The following is a 22,432-nucleotide window of genomic DNA, read 5'->3' as shown; positions in this document are numbered from 1 at the left end:
ATGGTGAATTCGCCGCAGCCCCGCTGCGGCCTGCGACCGGTCCGGGTGGCGGAATAGGCAGACGCGCTAGCTTGAGGTGCTAGTGCCCTTTACGGGGCATGGGGGTTCAAGTCCCCCCTCGGACACATACCGTCAGCACATGTGGAAGCCAGGACCACCCTGGCTTCCACTGGCTTTTCCTGGGGTAGTACGTCATCTTCAGCTCCAGGCGCGTAGAGATCCGCCTTGTCATCGGAGTGGGCGTGGACGACCGCGTGAGCAAGTTCGCCGGAGCGGCCCGGTACCGGTTCAGGCGCTGCTCGCACGTGGCGAAATGCTCGCGCAGCTGGGTCACGGCCGTGTTCTAGCTATCGTCCGGTTACGCGTGGACCATGTGGCCTGGCCGGCGGCCATGGTCTTCCTGGAGAACGGCGGCGGCGAGTCAGTGCCGAACACGACCTCGTCGCTGGAGCCCTCGACCGGTTGGGCCCGCTGGCCGCGGGCCGTCGCGCCCGAACTCTGCTCGCGACGGCCGAGACCGAGCGAATGGCTCGCCCTGATCGATGGAGGACGGGGCGACATGACCATGACCGAGCACCACGCGACCCCGGGACCCTTGTTCGCCGGATGGCCGGGACGGCAAGCTGTGAGCCGAGGAGAGGAGGCTTGCGATGGAGCGGGCCGACGCGTTGGTGCTGTTTGGGATCACCGGGAACCTGGCGTACAAGATGCTGCTGCCGGCGTTGTACCGGCTGACGGCGGACGGGGTGCTGGACCAGCCGGTCGTGGGGGTCGCCAAGACCGACCTCGACCTGGCCGGGCTGCGAAGTCGGGCCCGTGAGGCATGCGAGGCCAAGTACGACAAGGTGAACGACGCGGCGTTCGAGAAGTTCGCAGGGAACCTGCGGCTCGTCGCGGGCGACTACACCGACGGCGCCACCTTCGATGCGATCCGTCGCGAAGTCGGCGACGCGAAATTCCTCACTCACTACCTGGCGGTTCCTCCTTCACTGTTCGCGACGGTCGCGGGGGGTCTAGCCGAAGTCGGCCTGAACAGGAACGCCCGGATGGTCGTCGAAAAGCCGTTCGGCAAGGACCTAGAGTCGGCGCGGGCGTTGAACGCCGAGTTGCTGGAGTTCTTCGACGAGGACCACCTGAGGCGCGTCGACCACTTCCTTGGCAAGGAGCCGATCGAGGACCTGCTGATGTTCCGGTTCGAGAACATGCTCCTGGAGCCGATCTGGAACCGTCACTACGTGGACAACGTGCAGATCACAATGGCCGAGGACTTCGACGTCGCCGACCGCGGCTCGTTCTACGACGCCAACGGCACGATCCGCGATGTCGTTCAGAACCACCTTCTTCAGATCCTGGCGCTCCTGGCCATGGACCCGCCGCCGTCGACCGACGCACGAGCCTTCATCGACGAGAAGTGGCGGGTGCTGCGCGCCGTCGAGACCGTCGCGCCCGGCGATGTCGTCCGCGGCCAGTACGACGGCTACCTCGCCACCGAGGGCGTCCGCGAGGGTTCGACCACCGAGACCTACGCGGCGCTGCGCCTGCGCATCAACAACTGGCGCTGGGCCGACGTCCCGTTCTACATCCGTTCCGGCAAGGCACTGGGCACCACCGACCTGGAAGTGGTCGCCCAACTCCGCACCCCGCCCGCCACCTACTTCGACGGCGCCCCAGAGCCCAATCTGATCCGCTTCCGCATCCAGCCCGACGCGGGGGTCACGTTCGACCTGCTCGCCAAGGTCCCCGGACGCGACAGCACCCGGCAAGTTCCGCTCAGCGTGGACTTCACCAAGGTCCTGGGCCCAATGGAGGCGGCCTACCAACGTATCCTCACCGACGCCGTGACCGGCGACCCCCGCCGCTTCGTCCGCTTCGACCTGGCTGAAGAGTCCTGGCGCATCATCCAGCCCGTCCTCGACCTCCCCACCCAGCCCCTCCCCTACGCCAAAGGCACCTGGGGGCCGGACGAAGCCGCCACCCTCGTTCCCGGCGGCTGGCACGAAATCTCCACCACCTTCGACTGAGGCGCACGGACCTGGATGCGGGTGCTAGCCACCGACCACGATCCTGCATGATTCGCCGATCGCCATGGCGGGGACGTGTGCAAATGGTGCCAGCGCCCCTCGGACACATACCGTTTCGCGACACGGTCCGGGTCGAGGCCGGCCTCGATCCGGATTTCTCGTTTCCACGGGTGGGATGGATGCGTGTACTGACCTGGAACGTGTGGTGGCGCTTCGGGCCCTGGGAGGCTCGTAGGGAGGCGATCGCGACCACTCTGGAGCAGCTCGACTGCGATCTCGTCGGGCTCCAGGAGGTCTGGGACGACGGCCGCGAGAACCTTGCCGGGTGGCTCGCGAACCGTCTCGGCATGTACTGGGCCTGGGCGGCCTCCGACCGTCCTGGACGATGGCACGAGCGGCTCGGTGAGGACGGGATCGACGTCGGCGACGCGGTTCTGGCCCGCTGGCCGATCAGCGACAGCGCCACGCTGCGGCTCCCCACAGCAGACGGTCGTGACGACGGCCACCAGGCCCTTTACGCCCGGGTGGACGCCCCCGACCATCCCATCGCCTTCTTCACCACCCATCTCAACTCCGCGCCCTACGAGTCGGCGGTGCGCTGCGCCCAGGTCACCGCCCTTGCCCATTTCGTCCACGACCACGGGAAGCACACCCCGTTCCCGGTCGTCCTCACCGGCGACTACAACGCGATGGCCGATTCGGACGAGATGCGCCTGCTGGGCGGCTACAAGACCGCTCCCGCCGTTCCCGGTCAGATCCTGCTGGACGCGTGGGAGTACGCCGACCCCTCCGCGCCGGGCGACACCTGGCATCCGGCCAATCCCTACGCCGCCCGAACCCATGAACCGCCGGGCCGCATCGACTACATCCACCTCGGCGCGCCTGGTCCGGGCGGTCTCGGCCGCGTCCTTTCCGTCCGCCGGGTCGGGGACCGTCCTGTCAACGGCGTCTGGCCGTCCGACCATGCGGCGGTCCTCGCCGAGCTGGCCGAACGACACGACCAGACCGGAGCATGAACCCATGCCCCCGCACCCTCCCGCGGGGCGCGTGCCCGACCTCACGGGACGGAACGACTAGCCCAGCGCGGCGTTGGCGTGGCCGGTCCGGTCCTCGTGGAAGGTGAAGGCCGAGCCCGCCCTGTTGCGCGCGATGACCTGGACGGCGAGGAAGACGTCGACGATGGTCGGCAGCGAACGCAGCGAGCCGCCGATCAGCTCCTCGGCTCGGCCGATCCGGTACCGCACCGAGTTGGGGTGGATGTTCAGCACGTTCGCGGTGTCGTTGATGCTGAGGTCGTTCTCCATGTAGACGATCAGCGTCTCGAGGAGGTGCTCGCTGCCCTCTATCTTGGCGAGCAGGTCGTGCGACCGCCGGATCAGCTGGTCCTCGTCGGCGGTGCTGACGGCGATGTCGGCGACGGCGAAGTCCTCGAAACGCTGCACCGCGGGGCCGTCGGCCGTGCGGTGCAGGCTGCGGGTCAGCGCCAGCCGCGCGTCCCGGTAGCTGTTGCCGATCAGGTCGAGCGAGGCCACCCTGCGCCCGATGCCCGCGGACGCCTGGAGCTCGCGGGCCCGCAGCACGCGTACGGACTCGTCGATGAGGCGGCTATCGGAGCACTGCAGGACCACGACCGCGACGCCCTCGTGGGAGCCGACGAGGTGCGGCGAGGAGGAGTTGGAGATCAACCCGCGCAGGATCTGCGTGACGTCCCTCAGCTGCTGCGAGTGCAGGTCCGGGTCGAGCCGCCGCTGGCTCCAGTTCGGCAGGGCGATGGCGGCGACGAAGCACGGTCCGTGCGGCTCGAAACCGAACCGGCGGACGTGGTCCCAGCCGAACTTCTCGTAACCGTTGTTCGAGACCAGTCGCTGGAGGACGTCGGCCCGCTGCAGCGCCTCCTCGTTCGCCGCGGCGCGGCGGCTGAGGGCGATGACGTCGAGCAGCTGCTCGACGGTCGTGATCAGCTGGGACACGATCTCCTGGGAGGTGGGATGGCCGCGCCTCGCCAGCACGATCCAGCGGTGCGCCTCCTCCGGCCCGTTGATCAAAGAGGCGACGACGTGCCACTGCCCGACGGTGAACTGCTGCCGCTCCTGGGAGGACTTGTCGATCCGCTGCCAGATGACGCTCGCCGGGCCGTCCCCCGTGGCCGCGAGGAGCCGCCCGTCCGGGTAGTAGAGGATCACCGTGCTGTTGACCAGGGCGCCGAGGCGGCGCAGCAGCGAGTCCGTCGGATCGGGCGTCGAGACGGCGGCGATGAGGCTGGACTGCAGCGCGAGCAGCTGCTGGTAGAGGACGAGTTCGCTGCGGGCCACACGTTCGTTGACGGCGTCCTTGATGGCGCGCAGGGAGGAGTCGGCCGGAGCCGAGAGCAGCGGCAGGTCCGCGGCTCCGGCGGCCGCCACCATCGCCTCCGGCGGCTGGTCGGCGCCCGCCGCCAGCGTGTGGACGATGCCGACCGCACCCGCGGCCTTCGCGGCCGCGACCAGGGCCTCCGCGCCGCCGGGACCCGCCCCCTCGGGCAGGCCGCTGGTGAGCAGCAGCACCGCTCGGTGCTCGGCCGCGGGGAGCCGTCCCAGTTGCAGCACCTCGGCCCGGGCGATCTCCGCGGTCCTCGCCCGGTTGCCCCCGACGATCAGCTGGAGCCCGAGATCGACGTTGCGTTGCAGGTCTCCGATAGTGAACATCGCACTCGTCCTAAACGACACGTTGACGGGAGCGTTCTCGACACTCTACGGCGTGCGGCGGGTTCGATCCATCCCTGATCTCGCTGGTCAGGAGGCTGAACCCGGGCGGGAACCGGACCGGCCCGGTGGCGTGGCCCGCGGGGTCACGCCACCGCGAACGGCCTCTCGGAGACCGGTCCGGTGCGACCGGGTTATCGGGCTGCGGCCGGCTCCTGGACGAGCGAGGCCCGGGCGCTCGCCGCCGTCCTCTTCACCTCCGCGCCGAGGTCGCTCCCCGGCACCAGCGCGTCGCAGTACGCGTCGATGGCCTGGTCGCCGAGCGTGCCCCACTTGTCGAGCCAGCCTCGGATCAGGTCGCGGTTCGCCCTCCCGTGGTCATCGGATTCCAAGGCGTAGTCCACGAGCGCCCGCGACCACTTCTGGGTCCGATCGCTGTCGACGAGTTGGGCACGGCACAGCAGGGCCAGCAGCGTGTCCCCGTTCTCCTGCGCGACGGCCGCGAGCGCCCGGAGCATGGCCGCGTCGATCGCCGGCCGGGCCACGAGGTTCACCGCGACGAACTGCTCCGCCCAGTCCCACGCGACGAGGGCGCGCTCCATCAGCTCCCGGAAGCCCTGCCACGCCTCGTCGTCCTCCCAGCGGGCGCGTTCCTGCCGGCCGAACCCGACCGAGGGGTGGGCGGTGGCGAGTTCCGCCGTCCGGTAGGCCACGCGCGAGACCCACCGCAGGTGGTCCCCCGACTCGAAGATGAAGCAGTTCTCGATCGTGCTCGACGGTGCGAGGGCCGCGAGGTAGGCGGCCGACATCTGCACCGTGTGCAGCAGGTACCGGCCGGGCGTGTAGAGGCGCGCCAACTGGGCGACCCACTCCTCGGACAGCCCGCTGTCGTGCTCGTTCTTGCTGTGGTCGTCGAGCAGGCCGTCGACATGCGACTCCTGGCCGTCCTGGATCATGTTGTACGTCCGGTAGACGATCTGGTCGGGATCCCGGAAACCGTCCCAGTCGGCATGCCTGAGGGGCGACTCATTGCGGTACTGGACGTACCACTTGCTCAGCGGCACCTCCGGACCCATGGCCCAGGGGGCTTCGTCGTCGGTGCTCCAGAGCAGTTTGGTGGAGACGATCTCGTACTCGGTCGGCCGGCGCCGGTTCTTCGCGAGGTGACTCCACGTCTTCAATGGCCTGGAGACGTCGTTGGCATCGCTCATGGGTTTCTCCTCGGTCCTTTTCCTTGCGGGAGGGTGGGCGTCAGGACTGCTTCATGAAGTACCAGCGCATGTATTCGTCGTGCGTCTCGATCTGGCCGGAGTAGCCGGTCAGGCTGACCTCCAGTTCCTGCATCGAGAACGCGCGGCCGAGCAGCTGCTCCATCGTCCGGCGCCGGATCACCAGACCCCCTTCCGCCTCGACCCGGACGTAGGTCCGGTGGTCGGCGACGTGGATCTCCTTCTCCGGGTTGTCCTGCTCGATCGCCTCGACGGCCACGACGGAGATGTCGCCGCCGCGAAGCAGCGGGCCGGCGAGATTCGACCCGCCGCGCACCGGTGTGGTGGTCATGTTCTTTCCTGTTCTCGCCTCGATGCGGTGATCGGCGGTCACCGTCTCAGGCGTGCGAGTACTTTGGCTTGATTCCCTTGACCGACACGAGGACATCGCCTTCGTGGACCTTGACCGGGTACCGGGTGAGTTCCGCGTCGTCCGGATTCACGCCCCTTCCCGAGCACGCGTCGAATTCCCAGAGATGGGCCGCGCAGGTCAGAGTCGTGCCGTCGAAGTCGCCGTTCTCGAGCGGGTGCTCCTGGTGCGGGCAAATGCTTTGCAGGGCGCGGATGTCACCGTCATCGGTACGCAGCAGGAGCACCTTGACACCGGCGACCGAGCAGGGCCGCATCTCCCCCGCCCACAGGTCGTCCTCCGCGCAGACCGCGTGGAACTCGGCCTCCGGCGCGGAGGCCGTCCGGGCCCCGCCCTCCGTGCGCCGGTCCGCCGACCCGCCCCCCGCGGAAGGGTCGGCGGACCCGGCGCCGTTCACTCCCCCTCCGCCACGAACACGTCGATCTGCTGGAAGTGCCGGAGCCCGGCCTCCTCGACCGTCATCGTCCGCGGGAAGGGCGCCGCGTCGTCGGTGTCGGTGGTCAGCCGCACCAGCAGGGTCGCGCCCGGCTTGGGGTGGCGGGCCTGGTAACCCACCGCGGGGGCCAGGCAGGCCTCCACGACCTGGTCCATCGTGTAGCCGGTCTCGACGTCGATGATCCGGGTGTGGGCGTCGTACTGGAGCCGTCCGATCACGGCAAGGGGCGTCGACATCTGGGTCTCCTCTCGTTCCTGAGCGACGGCCGGGGGCGCGGGCCGCGGCCCGCGCCCCGGGCCGGGCGGGGGGCGGGGGCGTGCCGTCAGGCGTGCGCCCAGGCCAGGTCGTGCGCGTCGGTCCCGCCGGGGCTGATGACGCCGGCGCCCATGTACCTGAGGATGTTCTCCGGCGTGTTGGGGGAGATCTCGCCGTTGTACATCCGGTCGGCGATGGTGTCGAAGGTCTTGTACCGGTCGGGCTCGAGCTCGAAGATCCACTTGCAGACGGTGCTGCAGAAGCTGTACAGCCGGCCTTCGTGGTCCAGTTGGTGCGCGCGGGCCTGCCAGACCGTGCCGCCCTTGTTCGAGATCGGGATCTGGCACATGTTGCAGATGGCCGGCATCCCGATCGCCTCGGACTTCTCCGGGTGCCCCGCGCGGATGTTCTCGATGATCACGTCCCAGTAGCGTCCGAACGTGTCGTTCCAGCCGGGGTACTTGCTCTCCAGCCAGGCCCGCTCGCGGGGGCCGACGTTGCCCGTCGGGTTCCACCACAGCGTGTTGCGCCACGCCCACGTCGCGGCCGCCTGGCAGTGGTGGTGGGTCTCGACGTCCTCGAGGAAGATGTCCCAGTACCACGGACGCTCCAGCCCGAGGTCGAGCAGCTGGCGCTCGAACTGCTCGCCGACGAACTCGGTCATGTACTCCTTGAAGGAGCGGTCGCGCTTGTCGAGCGGGATCCAGTAGTCCATCGGGATGCCGGTGAGGATCGCGAAGAGCCGGTGGATGCGCCAGAAGGCGATGTCGACGGCCTGCTGCGCCTCCGCCTTCCGCCCGTTCCTGATCATGATCTCCAGGACCGGGGTGCCGATCTGCGCGTGCCGCGCCTCGTCGGACTGGATGCTGGTGATCAGGTTGGAGAACGTGTAGTCGCCCATGTTGGCCGCGTCCGCCGACAGGCCGATCATCTGGATGTTCGTCAGGCCGGTCTCGAACGCGAAGTTGAGCATGACCGAGGTCGTCACCGCGTCCCGGGTCATCATCACGTCGTCGAGCGCGTGCCGGCCGGCGATCGCGGCCCAGTTCTTGCTGTGGTGCGCCTGGTGGGCCCAGTCGAACTGGCGGTCGAGGGTCACCAGCTGGTGCGGGAAGTACAGCTGGATCTGTCCGTGCCGCATCTCGTCGAGCATGCCGAAGGTCGCCATGTTCCGCATTCCCGGGGCCTTCGAGAAACGGGTCATCCGGGCGTCGGACTGGCACGCCGCGTACTCCGACAGGGCGATCGCCCCATAGTGCAGCTTGAGCATGCTGAGGTAGGCGGGGTCGGCGTCCTCGTAGTAGCGGGACCGGGCGAGCGCCGCCTTCACCGAGTAGGCGCCCGCGTCCTTCTCGCGCTGCACGCTCACGTACTCGCGGTACGAGACCTTGTAGGGCTCGTCGAACGATTCCCACTCCTCGACCGGAATCCCGTAAGGGTCGCTCTGGTCCGGCGGGAACAGCTCGTCCATCTCGACGTACCGCGGCGTCCAGTTCGTGTCGCGGGCGATGTCGTACCAACTTGATCGTTCCAGCAGCGCCATGGGGAACCGCTCCTCTCGATTTTCCCGCGCGCTCACGCCCGGGAATGGCGACATGATCTATAAGGGGTTTTGCGCCGCTACTCGGCAGGCCAATGCGAGCAGCAGCGCTCGCGCAGGATCGCGCGGTATTTCTCGGTTGTTTCGGCAAGGAGCTCGCCCGAGCCCCAGTCGACGATCACGCCGTACTGCCGGACGAGGTCGTAGGCGGTCAGCTCGCCGTCCCTGTACCGCTGGGCGACGCGCACCGGGTCGGTCTCCAGGAGGTCCACCCGGGTCGCCCGCAGTCTCCGGCGCTCGGCGGCGGTCGCGACCTCGTCCACCCGGTACAGGTCCGGGTCGTCCGCATCGCGCACCACCACCACGCCGTAGTCCTTGCGGGCCCGGTCGATCGAGACATAGCCGTCGATGACGTCCTCGCGGACGGACCGCGGGGCCCGGCGCAGGGGATCGCCGTATCCGCCACCGCCGGCCGACGGCCGCTCCAGCGAGTCACCGGGGACGACCGGGACCCGCGACGCGAGGGCGCCCAAGTACCTCTCGCCGCCGGCACCCGGGTTGACCCACAGGCCGTGGGGGCAACTGGGCGACCCGCCGAGGCTGCCGATGATCACCGATCTGGCGCGGTCGGAGCAGTAGGACATGACCGCTCCCTCGCAGTCGGTGAGGATCACCTCCTTCACCATTCCGAGCCCGCCGCGAAATTCGCCCGGCCCGCCCGAGTCGGTCTTCAGCTCGCAGGTGCGGGTCACGATGGGAGAGGTGAGCTCCTGCATCTCCGTCGACTGCAGGGCGTGGCCGACTCCGAAGATCGACGCCGTGGCGCTGGATCCGTCCCGCCCGTTGCGCCCGCCCCAGCCGCCGGCCATCCAGTCGTAGTACATGAACTGCTCCTGGCCGTGGTGGCGCACGTCCCTTCCGCCGAGGAGCAGGTATTCGAGGTTGAAGGACGTGGCGATCGCGCGCTCCGGCATGATCTGGGACCAGATCCGGAAGATGGCGTTCACGATCTTCTCGTAGGGCCCCGCGTAGAATCCGGTGACCGCGGTGGGCCAGGACGCGTTGACCACCGTCCCGCGCGGGCCGAAGTCCACCGTGACGGCCCGGTAGAAGCCGGAATTGAGCGGCACGTCGGGAAAGAAGGTCTTGGTTCCCGCGATCACGGCGGAGAAGCTGCCCCCGAACGCCGAATTGAGAAAGCTTCCGATGGCGGGATGCGATCCGCCGAGGTCGTAGTGGACGCCGTCCCCGGAGATCCGCATCCGCACCCTGATCGGGACCAGGCCTTCACCCGCGCCCGGGTCGCCGTCGATGTAGTCCTCCGCTTCCCACGACCCGTCGGGCAGCTTCGACAGCCGCCGGCGCACGACGCGTTCGACATAGGCCTGGGACGCCCCGAACGCCGCGATGACCGTCCGCCGGCCGTAGCGCTCGATCAGCCGGTGGACCTCGCGCTCGCAGACCCGGGTCGCCTCGGCCTGTGCGCGCAGATCCCCTTCGGCGTCCTCCGGGGACCGGGTGTTCGACGCGATGAGCCGTCCGACGTCCGCCAGGTAGCGTCCGCGCGACCAGATCCGGACCGGGGTGATCCGGAGCCCCTCCCCGAAGTGCTCCGTCGCGCTGGGGTCGAAGGAGCCGGTCGCGGACCCGCCGACATCGGCCCAGTGGCCGTTGCACTGGGCGACGGCGATCAGCGCGCCCTCGCTGAAGATCGGCCGCAGGACCCTGACGTCGTTGAAGTGCGTGCCACCGCTGTACGGATCGTTGAGGATGAATACGTCGCCCTCATAGATGTCGCCGCGGAATGCCTCGAGCACCGCTTTCGCAGCGAAGTGCAACGTTCCCACCTGCACGGCGACGTCCCGGCTGCCCTGCGCGACGGTGTCGCCCGCGGCATCGCACAGCCCGCCCGAGAAGTCGCGTGCGTGGATCACGAAGGAGTGGCAGGTCCGCAGCAGCTGTTCGGCCATCAGGTCGACGGCCGTCATGAAGGCGTTCCGCAGGACTTCGGCCGTCACGGGGTCGAGGTCGTCCGGCTGCTCGTCCTCTATCATCTGCAGCAGTGCCCGCTGGGTCGCCATGATGCCTACCTGTCCGCGTTCATGGAGATGCGCAGGTTCTCCATCGGGTCGACGAGCGCCGTCCAGTCCGGGGGTATCAGCGTCGTCGCGTCGGGTTGGGCGATGACCGCGGGGCCGGTGACCTCGACGCCGGGGTAGAGGTCGGACCGGTCGTACACCGGTGTCTCCAGCCGGCGTCGCGGCTCGACGAACCTGACCATCCGCCGTCCCACCGGTTCGACCGGCCTCCCGTTTCCGCGGCTCGCCACCCCGAACCGCGGCTTGTCGATGATGCCCAGGGCCGAGACCGACAGCTGGAAGAGATCGACGTCGGAGAGGTCGCGGCTGAATCCGAACTCCCCGCGGTGCTGGACGTGGAACTTCTCGACCAGGCCGTCGATCGCCCGGACCGGCTGGTCCACGGCGATGGGCATCGAGCGCGACTGCCCGCGGTACCGCATCTCGATGAACCGCTGGATGCTGATGCGCTCGGTCTCGACGCCGTCCTCGAGGAGGCTCTTTCGGGCGTGCGACTCCAACCTCAGGAACGTCGATTCGATCTCGTACGGGTCGGCCGCGTGCGCCTCGCGGATGAACATGGCGCTGGAGTCGTGCCTGATGTCGACCAGCAGGCACCCGAACGCCGAGGTCACGCCCGGATGCGGTGGGACCACGACCGCCGGGAGGGAGAGTTCGCGGGCCAGGTGGACCGCGTGCATGGGGCCGGCGCCGCCGAAGGCGACGAGCGCGAAGTCGCGCGGGTCCTGCCCGCGGCGGATCGACACGATCTTCAGGGCGTCGGCCAGGTTCGCCGACGCGACGCGCAGGATGCCGACCGCGGCGTCCTCGAGCGAACCGCCCAGTTCCCTGGCGATCCGGCGCACGGCCCGCTTGGCGAGCTCGACGTCGAGGATCTGCGACCCCGCGGCCAGCGAGGTGTCGATCTGCCCCAGGACGAGCTGGGCATCGGTCGTGGTGGCCGCGGTGCCGCCGAGCCCGTAGCAGGCGGGGCCGGGATCCGCGCCGGCCGACTGCGGGCCGACGCGCAGCGCACCGCCGTCGTCGACCCACGCCATCGAGCCGCCGCCGGCTCCGATGGTCAGCACCTCGAGGTTCGGAAAGCAGATCGGGTGCCCGAAGTCCACCGACCAGTTCCGCGTGATCTTCAATTCTCCACCGGACACCATGGAGATGTCGGCGCTGGTCCCGCCTATGTCGAGGCCGAGTGAGTTCTCATAGCCGCAGGCCAGCGCGATGTGCCTGCTCGCCACCGCGCCTGCGGCAAGCCCGGAGGACGCGAGGCGCGCGGCGTGCCGCTGCGCGGCCTGCGTCGTCATCACGCCTCCGCCGCCGTGCATCAGATGGAGCCTGCCGGTATACCCGGACTCCGCCAGCCTCTGCTCCAGACTGGCCGCGTAGTGGCCGATCAACGGCGACAGCAGGGCGTTGGCGACGGTGGTCGAGAAGCGTTCGTGTTCGAGGATCTCGTCCAGCACGGCGCTGGAGACCGAGACGGCGACGTCGGGCAGCTCCGCGCGCAGGAACTCCCGCATCGCGATCTCATGCACCGGGTTGACGTAGGAGTTGACGAAGCAGACGGCGACCGTCCGCACCTGCCTGCGCCGGAGCGTGTCGACCAGTTCGCGGGCCTCGCGCATGTCCAGCGGCTCGATCACCCGGCCGGACGCGTCGACCCGTTCGGTGACGACCAGCCGGTCGCGGCGCGCGATGTAGGGAGGGGCGACGTCCTTGTAGGCGTCCCACAGGTCCTCCTTCGTCCCTCTCCTGATCTCGATCACGTCGCGGAATCCACGGGTCGTTACAAGAGCGGCACGGGGAAAGGTCCGGTTGAGCAGCGCGTTGGTCGCGACGGTGGTGCCGTGGCTGAAGAACCAGGTGTCGACCAGGTCCGCGCCGGCCTGTGCGATGCCCCGCATCACACCGTCGATCGGAGATCCGGCCGTCGTCGGAACCTTGGCCACGCGGGGTGCTTCCCCGTGCTCGCCCAGGACGCAGACGTCGGTGAAGGTGCCGCCGACGTCCACCGCGACGCGCAATGCCATCCCGCACCTCCCGCACCTCGGTGTCCGGGCCGGGGCCGGCGCCCCGGGAGTGCCCGGTTCAGGCGTAATGCCTGGTCGTTGCCCTAGATACTCACCCGGGCCCCGAGGGCAAGCAATAGTGAAGAGTGAGAGAACGACACGATCGGATTGTTCAGGTCTCCGACGCGTCAGCTGTTGATTCGAGCCCACGCCCAGGGCCGGGAGGGCGCCGAGCGGTCAGGCGGCAGGCGGCTCGGCGGTCCTGAGCGGGACGGCCGCCCACGCGCGAGCCAGCGATGGGACGCACCGGTCGGAGGCCCGCACAATCCGATCACCCCGTTCTCTCACTCTTCACTATTGCCTGCCCCAAAGGCCGGGGTGAGTATCTAGGGCGACGACCAGGGATTACGCCTGGATCGAGCACTTCACATCTGATCGTGAACCCCGTCACCGCGTTCGTTCGATTTCGACCGAACGTCTCTCAACGAACGTCAGCGAAAGGCGTCCCGGCGGCTATCGATGCCGGGGGAACATGTCCAGCCGGCGATCCAAGGAACACATCATGAGCAAATCCAACGCCGCCGCTCGGCCCGCCGGCCGGACGTACACGAGCTGCGTCACCGGGTCGCGGACCAGTCGGCTCGACCTCACGGGGACGGTCCGGCCGGCGGCCGCCGTCCACCGGCACACGCGCGACACCCTGCTCCGCTGGGGCCTGGCCTCCGACCTGATCGACGAGGTCCTGCTCATCGCCTCCGAACTGGTCGCGGGCGCCGTCGGGGACGGGGGCGGCGCGGCCCGGGAGATCCGGCTCACCCTGCGGGACGGCCACGTGAGCATCGCGGTGGACGACACCGGGCCCTTCCAGCGCTCGTTCGCCGGGCGATCGGCCATCAGCGACTGAGGCGACGCGCTTTCCACAGGCGGCGGCCGCGAGGAGTTCCCCGTCCCCGCCGTCCCGACGACCCGCAACCGAGAACCTCCACGAACCGCATTCTCACCGACCCGACGAGATCTCTCCGAGGAGATGGCCATGAGCGAACGCCTGGCACCGGGAAACAGACCGCTCCACATCATCGACCACGACGACCCGGAGGTCGTGCGCGACGCCGCGACCGAGGACTACGCGCTGCACGTCGCCCCCTTCACGTGGCGCTCGGGCCGCGTGTCGCTGCTCATGGCCTGGTACGCCTTCGCGAGCGCGATGTTCTGGCTCATCGTCGGCGCCACCGTCGCCCTCGTCGCGGGCACCGTGGACACCCTGATCGGTCTCGGCCTCTCCGTCATCGCCTACAGCGTGATCGGCGGGCTGATCAGCCGCTACGCGGCACGCACCGGGATCTCGAGCGCGCTGTTCTCGCGCTGCCTCTTCGGCTACCTGGGGTCGGTGGTCGCACCACTGATCATCGGGGCCACCGCGCTCTACTACGGCGTGTTCGAGGGATCCGTCATCGCGGCCGTGCTGCACCAGTACACCGGCTGGGGCTCCATCCAACTGTGGTACTTCGTCGTCGCCGCCTACAGCATCCCCATCGTCATCGGCGGGGTGCGCCAGTGGCTCGACAAGATCAACGGAATCCTCCTGCCCTTCTACTACATCGGGCTCGTCGTGGTCGTGGTCTGGGCCGTGGCCCGCCACGGCTATTCCAACGACTGGCTCACCGCGGGTCCGGTGGCCGACACGAACCTGCACGCACCGGGATGGTTCTTCGCGTTCACGACCTACATGGGCGTCTGGATCATGATCCCCTTCACCTGGGACTACGCCCGCCTGGCCAGGACGAGCGACGCCGCGTACCACCGGCGGCTCACCTTCGGCCCCCTCTTCTACATCCTGACCCTCGTGGTCAACGCGGTCGTCGGCATCTACCTGGCGCACACCCTGGTGGCCAACGCCCCGCTCAGCGAGCTCTCCGCGGTCGAGGGCATCGTGAAACTCGCGGGGATCTTCGGGGTGGCGCTGGTGTGGATCAGCCAGACCAGGATCAACACGGCCAACTACTACCTCGCGAGCATCAACGCCGAGAGCTTCTTCGCGCGAGCGCTCAAGATCCACCTGTCGCGGCGCGTATGGGTCGTCCTGGTCGGCATCGCCGCGTTCGGGCTCATGCTCACCAATCCGATCTCCTACCTTCTCAAGTCACTGCAGTGGCAGGGCGTCTTCGTCGTGGCGTGGGTCGCGATCGCGCTGGTGTACCTGGCGTTCGCCCGGCGCGACCGGCGCCCGGCCGAGGACTTCGAGTTCAGGCCCGGCCGGATCCCCGCCTTCAACGCCGTGGGACTGGTCTCCTGGCTCGCCGCGTCGGCGGCGGGCATCACCCTGGTCCAGGCCGCGGGCTCGTTCGGCGCGACGTGGTCCGCGCCGATCACGTTCGTGCTGGCGGCGGCCATGTACGCGGCCGGCCGCTTCGCCACCGGCGAGCGCCAGGTCGTGCTGCGCCGCCCGTTCGACCCGCGCTCCGAGGTCGAGGACCCCTGGGAGGCCAGGGTCCTGTGCGCCTCGTGCGACCGGCACTACATCGCTCAGGAGATGGACCGCAACCCCGCGACGCCCGACCACGCCCCCATCTGCGCCGAGTGCGGCAGCAACGACATCGCCTACCTGCGCGCCTCCTATGCCGAGGCCCGGTCCGGCGCGGCCGGCCACAGCGACGTGAACCTGGTCGCCTCCGACTGACCGCGCGATCGCGGGCGGGCGGAGCCGCGGCACGACACCACTGGCCGCACCGGCGGTCAGCGGACACCACACAGGGCTACTGAAGGAACGTCCGATGCAGCAAGGAACAGACGCCGCCGGCCAGCGGATCGCCGGGGCGGCGCGCACGCCGACCGGGATGCTCGTCGGCGGGGAGTGGCGGGAGTCCCGCGAGGGTGCGAGGTTCCCCGTCCTCGACCCCGCGACCGGAGAAGTCATCGCGACCGTCGCGGACGCCGGCGTCGAGGACGCGGCGGACGCCATGGACGCGGCGGCGGCGGCGTTCCCGCGGTGGTCGGCGGCATCGCCCCGGCGACGGGCGGCGCTGCTGCACGACGTCTTCACGGCCGTCCACGACCGGGCCGAGGAGTTCGCCGCGCTCGTCACCCTGGAGATGGGCAAGCCGCTGGCGGAGTCGCGCGCCGAGGTCGCCTACGCCGCCGACTTCCTGCGGTGGTACTCGGAGGAGGCCGTCCGCCTCACGGGTACCTTCCGCACGGCGCCGGGCGGCGCGGCCCGCCATCTCACCCTGAACCGGCCGGTGGGGCCGTGCCTGCTGGTGACACCGTGGAACTTCCCCCTCGCGATGATCACTCGGAAGGTCGCGCCGGCGCTCGCGGCGGGCTGCACGGTCGTCCTCAAACCCGCGGAGGAGACGCCGCTGTCCGCTCTGCTCCTCGCCCGCGTGATGGCCGAGGCGGGGCTGCCCGCGGGCGTGGTCAACGTGCTGAGCACGAGCCGGCCCGGCCCGCTCGTCGAGGCGGTTCTGGGCGACCGGCGGATCCGCAAGCTCTCCTTCACCGGTTCCACCGAGGTGGGCCGCAGGCTGCTGGCGCTGGCCGCGCCCGGCGTGCTCCGGACCTCCATGGAACTGGGCGGCAACGCGCCCTTCGTCGTCTTCGACGACGCCGACGTCGACGCCGCCGTCGAGGGCGCGGTCGCGGCGAAGCTCCGCAACGGCGGGCAGTCCTGCGTCGCGGCGAACCGCTTCATCGTCGCCGACTCGGTCGCGCCGCGGTTCGTCGGCGGGCTGGCGGAGCGGCTGCGCGCCCAGGTCGTCGGGCCCGGGGACGACCCGCGATCGACCCTCGGGCCGTTGATCAGCCAAGCGCAGCGGGACCGAGCGGCCGGACTGGTCGACGACGCCGTGGCGCACGGCGCGGAGCCCGTCGTCCACTACGGCGAGGGCGCGGCCGGTCCCGGTGACGCGTTCCTCAGGCCGGTCCTGCTCGACCGGGTCCCGCCCTCCGCCGAGATCGCGCGAAAGGAGATCTTCGGCCCGGCCGCCGCGGTGTACCGGTTCTCGACCGAGGAGGAGGGCCTCGCTCTGGCGAATGACACGCGGTCCGGCCTGGTCGGCTACGTCTACACCCGGGACCTCGACCGCGCCGTCCGGGCGATCGAGGCGCTGGAGTGCGGAATGGTCGGGGTGAACCGGGGACATGTCTCCGACGCCTCGGCGCCGTTCGGCGGTGTGAAGGAGTCCGGTCTGGGCCGCGAGGGCGGCGAGATCGGCGTCCAGGAGTACCTGGAGACCAGGTACGCCTCGATCGCCGCCCCCGCGTGAGCCCGGAGTGAGCATGTCGACCGTCGTCATCGTCGGTGCCTCGGTCGGAGGCGTGCGTACCGCCAGGGCGTTGCGTTCGTCCGGACACGCGGGCGAGATCGTGCTCGTGGGCGCCGAGGACCACCTGCCCTACGACAGGCCGCCGCTGTCCAAGGCCTTCCTCGCCGGAGCGGCGACCCGCCGCGACCTGACGCTGCTGGACGAGGAGGCGGCGGACGAGGCGGGAATACGGCTGGAGCTGGGAACACCCGCGATCGGTGTGGACCTGGCCGGTCGCGCGGTCGAACTGGCCGACGGCCGGCGCCTGGCGTTCGACGAGCTCGTCGTCGCCACCGGCGCCCGGCCGCGTCCCTCGCCGTGGGGCGCCCCGCCCGGCCTGCACGTGCTGCGGACCCTCGACGACGCCGTCGCGCTGCGCGAGGACCTGAGGTACGGCGGGCCGCTGGTCGTCATCGGCGCCGGTTTCGTCGGCACCGAGGTGGCGGCGACCGCCACCTCGGCGGGTCTCGCCGACGTGACGCTCGTCGGCCCGGCGCGCGCACCGCTGGGCCGCGTGCTGAGCCCCGCAGTCGCCCGGCACTTCGCCCGCCTCCACGCCGACCGCGGGGTGAGCACCCGGTTCGGGGCGGCGGTCACGGGTGTCGAGGCCGTCGACGGCGGGCTCGTCGTGGGGCTGGACGACGGGTCCCGTCTTCCCGCGGCCACGGTGGTCGTGGGCATTGGCGCGGTACCGAACGACGAGTGGGTCCGCGGCTCGGGACTGACCATCGCGGACGGCGTCGTGTGCGACCGGTACAGCCGGGCGCGCGGTGCCCCGAACGTCCACGCCGTGGGGGACGTCGCTCGCTGGTTCCATCCACGGCGCAGCCGGCTCGTCCGGGCCGAGCACTGGACCAACGCCATCGAGCAGGCCGATCGCGTCGCCCACAACATCACGCACCCGAACGATCTCCAGGCGTACGACCCCGTCGAGTACGCGTGGACCGACCAGTACGACCGGCGGATCCAACTGGTCGGCCGCACCGGCGGAAGCCTTGACCACGTCACCCTTCAGGGGGTCGGCCCGGACCACGGCTTCGCGGTCCTGTACGCCGACTCCGCCGGGGAGTTCGCCGGCGCGGTCGCCGTCAACTGGCCCCGCGCGGTGATCGCCTGCCGGAGGGCGCTGCGTGACCCGGTGTCCCTCACCACCGTGCGGGAGAGCATCACTGCCGCGACCGAGCGGTCCCGGAGATCCCGCACAGGGACCTGACAGGTCTCCGTCTCATGCCCTGTGCGTCGGCGGCCCCCGGCCGTGCGCGAACCGGCCGGACACGCCCCGCGTGTCCGGCCGGGTCCGGCGTTACTTGCGGTGGGCGATGTCGTAGAGGGCGCAGCCGATCAGTTCGAGGGAGACTTGCAGGCGTTCCGGGCTGACGTTCTGGGCGATGGTGTCCTCGGGGCTGTGGTAGAAGGGCTCCAGCTGGCTGGGAGCCTCGCCGCCGCGCCAGCTGAAGTTGCCGGCCGGGATGCCGCGCTCGTGGAAGGCCTCGTGGTCGCTGGAGCCCCGGGCCGTGGGGCCCTTGGTCTGGTCGGCGTAGCCGAGCCGGTGGGCGGCGGCGTTCACCGCGGCGGTGGTGGTGTTGTCCGCGCCGTCCACCGAGAGCAGCCAGTACGTGCCCGCGGGCGGGTGGCTGGTGGCGACCATGTCGTTCTGGAAGCAGCCGGTGATCTGCTTGGCGCCCGCTTCGTCCAGTTGCTTCACGTAGTGCCGGGCGCCGACCAGGCCGTACTCCTCCGAGCCCCACAGGCAGACGCGGACGGCCTGCCGGGTGGGCAGCCGCCTCAGGACGCGCGCGAGTTCCAGGCACAGGACGGTTCCGCTGCCGTCGTCGTTGGCGCCGGGCGAGCCGGGGACGCTGTCGTAGTGCGCGCTGACGATGACCGCCTTGCCCGCCGGGTCGGGGAACGTCGCCTTCCGCTCGGCCAGGACGTTGTACGAGGTCAGGCCCGAGTAGTGCGTGATCGCGAAGGACAGCCGCCGGGCGCCCGCGCGGACCCGCTCGCCGTGGTACTCGGCCAGGCCCAGCACCGGGATCGCGACCGCCTCCTTCAGCGTCGGGACGAAGGAGCCGGGCTTGCGCTCGGGATAGGTCTCCGAGCGCGCGTTGACGATCAGCGCCGCCTTGGCGCCCGCGTCGGCGGCGGCCTCGGCCTGCTCGGTCTCCATGCCGGGCACGCGGTCGAACAGCACGATCCTGCCGCGCACGTCACCGGTGACCTCGGTGACCCGGCCGGCGTCCACCACCGTGCCGTCCACTGCGGCGACGGCGCCCTGCGGGGATGCGCTGCACTGCCACACCCGCTCGCCGCGGGAGCGGATCTCCGCCAGGTACTTGTCGGCGACCGGGAAGGGCTGGAGTTCGACGGTGTAGCCGAGGTCGCGAAGGCACCCGGCGATGTAGCGGGCGGCGCGGTGCTCGGACGGGGTGCCGGCGACGCGCCAGCCGATCTGGTCGCTGAGCACGCGCAGGTGCCGCAGCGCCCGGCGGGCGTCGACGCGGGCGACCACGGCCCTGTCGCCGGCGGTGAGGGAGGGCGGACGGAGGGCACCGGGGCGCTGCCGGGTCGCGGCGGCGGCGGTGCCGGGGAGCAGGCCGGCGGTCGCGAACCCGGTGAGGGCCGCGGCCCCGGCCAGCAGATCGCGGCGTTTGACCTCGGACATGGCGTCTCCTCAGGGAGATCGTGGCCGCCGCCCGCCGGTCTCGGGTCTCGAGTCGGTGGCGGGTCGGCGGCGAGACAATGGACCATCCCCCGATCAGGGCGAACCTACGAAATCGCCGCGGGATCAACAAGGTCCCCGCAATCCGAGAACCGAATCGTGATCAAGAACGTGCAAGGAACGGGCCAATGGACCGCCGGTTTTCGATGGACCACCCCGTTCAGCGGACGCCAAGGGCGACCGTATTCGTTTTTCCGGTTCCCCTCGCATGCATGGGATACACCTCGGCCATCAGAAATGGCATCGCGGCGCAGGGCAGAGCGCGGGCGAGGCCGTCGCGCGCGCTTCGGCCTCGGACGGGTGTCGGTCCGGCCTCTAGGCTGATGGGCGTGCAGGTTCATCGCGGGCCCGTCCATCCGGGGCTCGAACCGTTCGTCGCCGGCCTCGGCTACTCCGAGTCGCACGGCCCGGCCGTCCGCGAGCGCTCCATCCCGACCGGCTGTGCCCAGCTGTTCGTCAACCTGCACGCCGACGCGTTCGCCGGCGGGGCCGGCGGGGCCGCCTTCCTCGGCGCCGCCTCCCGGCCCTCGGTGATCGACACCGCCGACCAGCGGGCCATCGCGTGGGTGGCGTTCAAGCCCGGCGGCGCGTTCCCCTTCTTCCCGGCCGTGGCCGGGCTGGTCGGCCTGGAGGACCTCTGGGGCCGCGCCGGGCAGGTCGTGCGGGAACGGCTCCTGGAGGCCGGCGGGCCCGCCGGGATCCTGGACGCGCTGGAGTCCGTCCTCGTCGAGGCGGGCGCTCTGGACCGCGACCCCGCCCTGGAGGCCGCGCTCTCGGCTCTCGACCGCGGCGTCCCGGTCGGGGAGGTGACCGACCGGCTCGGTTTCACGCGCAAGCGCCTCATCGGGCTCTTCCACGACCGCGTCGGCCTGACGCCCAAGCGCTTCGCCCGCGTACGGCGGTTCCAGCGCACGCTCCGGAAGATCCCCTATGACCGGCCGGTCGACTGGGCCGAGCTCGCGTTCACCTGCGGGTACGTCGACCAGTCGCACCTGATCCGCGACTTCCACGACTTCGCCGGGCTGCGGCCGACCCAATACCGGCCCCGCTCTCCCGCCCAGCCCAACCACGTGCCGCTCTGAGGGAAATTCGTCCAATACGGTGCTCGCGGGCGCCCCGCACGATGGAGCCATGAACCTCTATCCGAAACTCGTCGTCGACGGCGCGGCCCGCGCCATCGAGTTCTACAAGGCGGCACTCGGCGTCGAGGAGTCCGAGCGCTTCGAGACACCGGACGGGAAGATCGTCAATGTCCGGCTGGCCCTCGGGGACGTGGAGTTCACGCTCAAGGACGAGGACTCCGCCGACTCCGGGCCGACCGCTCTCGGGCTCGACCGCTCGCCCGTGATCATCAACCTCGAGGTGCCCGACCCCGACGCGGTCGGCGCCCGCATGGAGGCGGGCGGGGCCACCGTGGTCTACCCCGTCGAGGACCACCCCTACGGCCGCATGGGCCGCCTGCGCGACCCGTTCGGCCACGTCTGGATCGTCCGCCAGGTCCCCACCGGGTGACCGGCCGCAGGTGAGGACCCCGGTGTCCGCCACGTGTTCATGACGCAATCACGCCACGTCAACCACGGGTGCCGCCCCTCGTTCTAGCGTCGCAGGGGTTGATCAGAATGAACGAGCGGAGGACCGCATGTCCATGCGCCTTGTCCTGACGAGTCTGGCCTTTGCGTCCACGGTCGCCGCGCCGGTGGCGGCCCATGCGGCGACGACCGGGGGCCCGGGTGTGCCGCCGCAGAAGACCCGTTTCGACCTCCAGGCCCACCGCGGCGGCATCGGCATGACGACCGAGGAGTCGCTGGAAGGCTTCGGCAAGGCGATGCGCCTCGGCGTCACCACCCTGGAGCTCGACACGCACGTCACCAAGGACAGGAAGGTCGTCGTCAACCACGACCGGCAGATCAGTGCCCAGAAATGCCGCGACACCGCGCCGGTGACGCCCGGCGACGCGATGTACCCCTACGTCGGCAAGTACATCAAGGACCTGACCCTGGCCCAGATCAAGACCATGGACTGCGGATACCAGCAGCTGCCCGGCTTCCCCGAGCAGGAGGTCGTCCGCGGATTCCGGATGGTCGAGCTCAGGGACGTGCTGGACCTGGTCAAGCGCTACCGCGCCAAGCAGGTCAAGCTCAACATCGAGACCAAGGTCGAGGCGGGCGCGCCCGAGCAGACCGCGCCGCGGGAGCTGTTCGTCCGGCGGGTCTTCGAGGAGATCCGCGCGTCGGGGATCGAACGGCAGGTCACCATCCAGTCCTTCGACTGGGGCGCGCTGAACCTCATGCACCGGTTCGCGCCCAGGTGGCCGCTGGTGGCGCTGACCAACTACGACTTCCTCCAGGTCGGCAAGCCCGGCGCCTCCCCCTGGCTCGGCGGCCTCGACGCCGACGACTACGGAGGCGACTTCGTGAAGGCGGCCTCCGCCATCAAGGGCGTCACGGCCCTGTCGCCCAACTACGGCTTCCCCCAGAACGGCCAGGTCGGCGACCCGGGCTTCCGCTTCTACCCCGACCGGCAGATGGTGGCGGCGGCGCACGCCCGGGGCCTCAAGGTCATCCCCTGGACCTGCGACGATCCCGCCACCGTCGAAGCCCTCATGGACATGGGCGTCGACGGCATCATCACCAACTACCCCGACCGCGTCCGCAAGATCATGGCCGACCGCGGCATGCGGCTGCCCAAGGCCTACCAGCCGCGCTGACCCGCGGGCACGTGGCGAGCGGCCGCCCG

18 protein-coding genes and 1 tRNA gene are annotated in these 22,432 nt (G+C 70.2%); 10 read left to right on the top strand and 9 right to left on the bottom strand.

Annotation, left to right across the window (positions count from 1 at the left end):
• Positions 1 to 39 precede the first annotated feature (39 nt).
• The 3 genes from FKD65_RS27030 to FKD65_RS27020 all read left to right on the top strand — a co-directional run bounded on the left by FKD65_RS27030 (position 40) and on the right by FKD65_RS27020 (position 3,037).
• Positions 40 to 125: transfer RNA gene (locus FKD65_RS27030), tRNA-Leu, on the top strand.
• 525 nt (positions 126 to 650) lie between these two features.
• The gene (gene zwf / locus FKD65_RS27025; RefSeq protein ID WP_141580133.1) at positions 651 to 2,021 is read left to right on the top strand and encodes a glucose-6-phosphate dehydrogenase; all 1,371 of its coding nucleotides are present in this window, start codon (positions 651 to 653) and stop codon (positions 2,019 to 2,021) included.
• Between the two features lie 179 nt (positions 2,022 to 2,200).
• Positions 2,201 to 3,037: an endonuclease/exonuclease/phosphatase family protein gene (locus FKD65_RS27020; protein WP_141580132.1), complete on the top strand. Its 837-nt coding sequence runs from the start codon at positions 2,201 to 2,203 to the stop codon at positions 3,035 to 3,037.
• A 57-nt stretch (positions 3,038 to 3,094) separates the two neighbouring features.
• Here FKD65_RS27020 and FKD65_RS27015 read toward each other — a convergent pair whose 3' ends face one another.
• The 8 genes from FKD65_RS27015 to FKD65_RS26980 all read right to left on the bottom strand — a co-directional run bounded on the left by FKD65_RS27015 (position 3,095) and on the right by FKD65_RS26980 (position 12,694).
• Entirely contained in the window at positions 3,095 to 4,705 is a 1,611-nt protein-coding gene (locus tag FKD65_RS27015) for a CdaR family transcriptional regulator (protein ID WP_141580131.1), read from the bottom strand.
• Positions 4,706 to 4,896: 191 nt separating this feature from the next.
• Positions 4,897 to 5,913 carry a toluene monooxygenase gene (locus tag FKD65_RS27010; RefSeq protein WP_141580130.1) on the bottom strand — a complete coding sequence of 339 codons (1,017 nt, stop codon included), beginning with the start codon at positions 5,911 to 5,913 and terminating at the stop codon, positions 4,897 to 4,899.
• Positions 5,914 to 5,953: 40 nt separating this feature from the next.
• Positions 5,954 to 6,262 carry an MmoB/DmpM family protein gene (locus tag FKD65_RS27005; RefSeq protein WP_141580129.1) on the bottom strand — a complete coding sequence of 103 codons (309 nt, stop codon included), beginning with the start codon at positions 6,260 to 6,262 and terminating at the stop codon, positions 5,954 to 5,956.
• A 46-nt stretch (positions 6,263 to 6,308) separates the two neighbouring features.
• Positions 6,309 to 6,737, bottom strand: coding sequence for a Rieske 2Fe-2S domain-containing protein (locus FKD65_RS27000; RefSeq protein WP_205718267.1), 429 nt, complete (start codon positions 6,735 to 6,737; stop codon positions 6,309 to 6,311).
• Positions 6,734 to 7,012: a toluene-4-monooxygenase system B family protein gene (locus tag FKD65_RS26995; RefSeq protein ID WP_141580128.1), complete on the bottom strand. Its 279-nt coding sequence runs from the start codon at positions 7,010 to 7,012 to the stop codon at positions 6,734 to 6,736. The genes FKD65_RS27000 and FKD65_RS26995 overlap by 4 nt, the downstream gene beginning before the upstream one ends.
• An 86-nt stretch (positions 7,013 to 7,098) precedes the next feature.
• Entirely contained in the window at positions 7,099 to 8,574 is a 1,476-nt protein-coding gene (locus tag FKD65_RS26990) for a YHS domain-containing protein (protein WP_141580127.1), read from the bottom strand.
• 77 nt (positions 8,575 to 8,651) lie between these two features.
• Entirely contained in the window at positions 8,652 to 10,652 is a 2,001-nt protein-coding gene (locus FKD65_RS26985) for a hydantoinase B/oxoprolinase family protein (RefSeq protein WP_205718266.1), read from the bottom strand.
• Between the two features lie 5 nt (positions 10,653 to 10,657).
• Positions 10,658 to 12,694 (bottom strand): hydantoinase/oxoprolinase family protein, encoded by a 2,037-nt coding sequence (locus FKD65_RS26980; RefSeq protein ID WP_141580126.1) that lies wholly within the window; start codon positions 12,692 to 12,694, stop codon positions 10,658 to 10,660.
• A gap of 541 nt (positions 12,695 to 13,235) precedes the next feature.
• Between FKD65_RS26980 and FKD65_RS26975 the strand changes: the two genes are divergently transcribed.
• The 4 genes from FKD65_RS26975 to FKD65_RS26960 all read left to right on the top strand — a co-directional run bounded on the left by FKD65_RS26975 (position 13,236) and on the right by FKD65_RS26960 (position 18,187).
• Positions 13,236 to 13,577 (top strand): hypothetical protein, encoded by a 342-nt coding sequence (locus FKD65_RS26975; protein WP_141580125.1) that lies wholly within the window; start codon positions 13,236 to 13,238, stop codon positions 13,575 to 13,577.
• Between the two features lie 129 nt (positions 13,578 to 13,706).
• Positions 13,707 to 15,350 carry a cytosine permease gene (locus FKD65_RS26970; protein ID WP_141580124.1) on the top strand — a complete coding sequence of 548 codons (1,644 nt, stop codon included), beginning with the start codon at positions 13,707 to 13,709 and terminating at the stop codon, positions 15,348 to 15,350.
• A 157-nt stretch (positions 15,351 to 15,507) separates the two neighbouring features.
• Entirely contained in the window at positions 15,508 to 16,935 is a 1,428-nt protein-coding gene (locus tag FKD65_RS26965) for an NAD-dependent succinate-semialdehyde dehydrogenase (protein WP_205718909.1), read from the top strand.
• Positions 16,936 to 16,948: 13 nt separating this feature from the next.
• Positions 16,949 to 18,187, top strand: a complete 1,239-nt coding sequence (locus FKD65_RS26960; RefSeq protein ID WP_141580122.1) for an NAD(P)/FAD-dependent oxidoreductase — start codon at positions 16,949 to 16,951, stop codon at positions 18,185 to 18,187.
• Between the two features lie 90 nt (positions 18,188 to 18,277).
• Here FKD65_RS26960 and FKD65_RS26955 read toward each other — a convergent pair whose 3' ends face one another.
• A complete protein-coding gene (locus tag FKD65_RS26955) occupies positions 18,278 to 19,639 on the bottom strand; it encodes a M20/M25/M40 family metallo-hydrolase (protein ID WP_141580121.1) in 1,362 nt (453 codons plus the stop codon).
• A gap of 386 nt (positions 19,640 to 20,025) precedes the next feature.
• Here FKD65_RS26955 and FKD65_RS26950 point away from each other — a divergent pair, with 386 nt between their 5' ends.
• The 3 genes from FKD65_RS26950 to FKD65_RS26940 all read left to right on the top strand — a co-directional run bounded on the left by FKD65_RS26950 (position 20,026) and on the right by FKD65_RS26940 (position 22,403).
• A complete protein-coding gene (locus tag FKD65_RS26950) occupies positions 20,026 to 20,778 on the top strand; it encodes an AraC family transcriptional regulator (protein ID WP_141580120.1) in 753 nt (250 codons plus the stop codon).
• 49 nt (positions 20,779 to 20,827) lie between these two features.
• Positions 20,828 to 21,208, top strand: a complete 381-nt coding sequence (locus tag FKD65_RS26945) for a VOC family protein (RefSeq protein ID WP_141580119.1) — start codon at positions 20,828 to 20,830, stop codon at positions 21,206 to 21,208.
• Between the two features lie 127 nt (positions 21,209 to 21,335).
• Positions 21,336 to 22,403, top strand: a complete 1,068-nt coding sequence (locus FKD65_RS26940; RefSeq protein ID WP_141580118.1) for a glycerophosphodiester phosphodiesterase family protein — start codon at positions 21,336 to 21,338, stop codon at positions 22,401 to 22,403.
• Positions 22,404 to 22,432 lie beyond the last annotated feature (29 nt).

The organism is Actinomadura sp. WMMA1423, assembly GCF_006547145.1.
Taxonomy (GTDB): domain Bacteria; phylum Actinomycetota; class Actinomycetes; order Streptosporangiales; family Streptosporangiaceae; genus Spirillospora.
The sequence above is the reverse complement of the archived record's forward strand: the minus strand, read 5'-3'. Positions and strand labels throughout refer to the sequence as shown.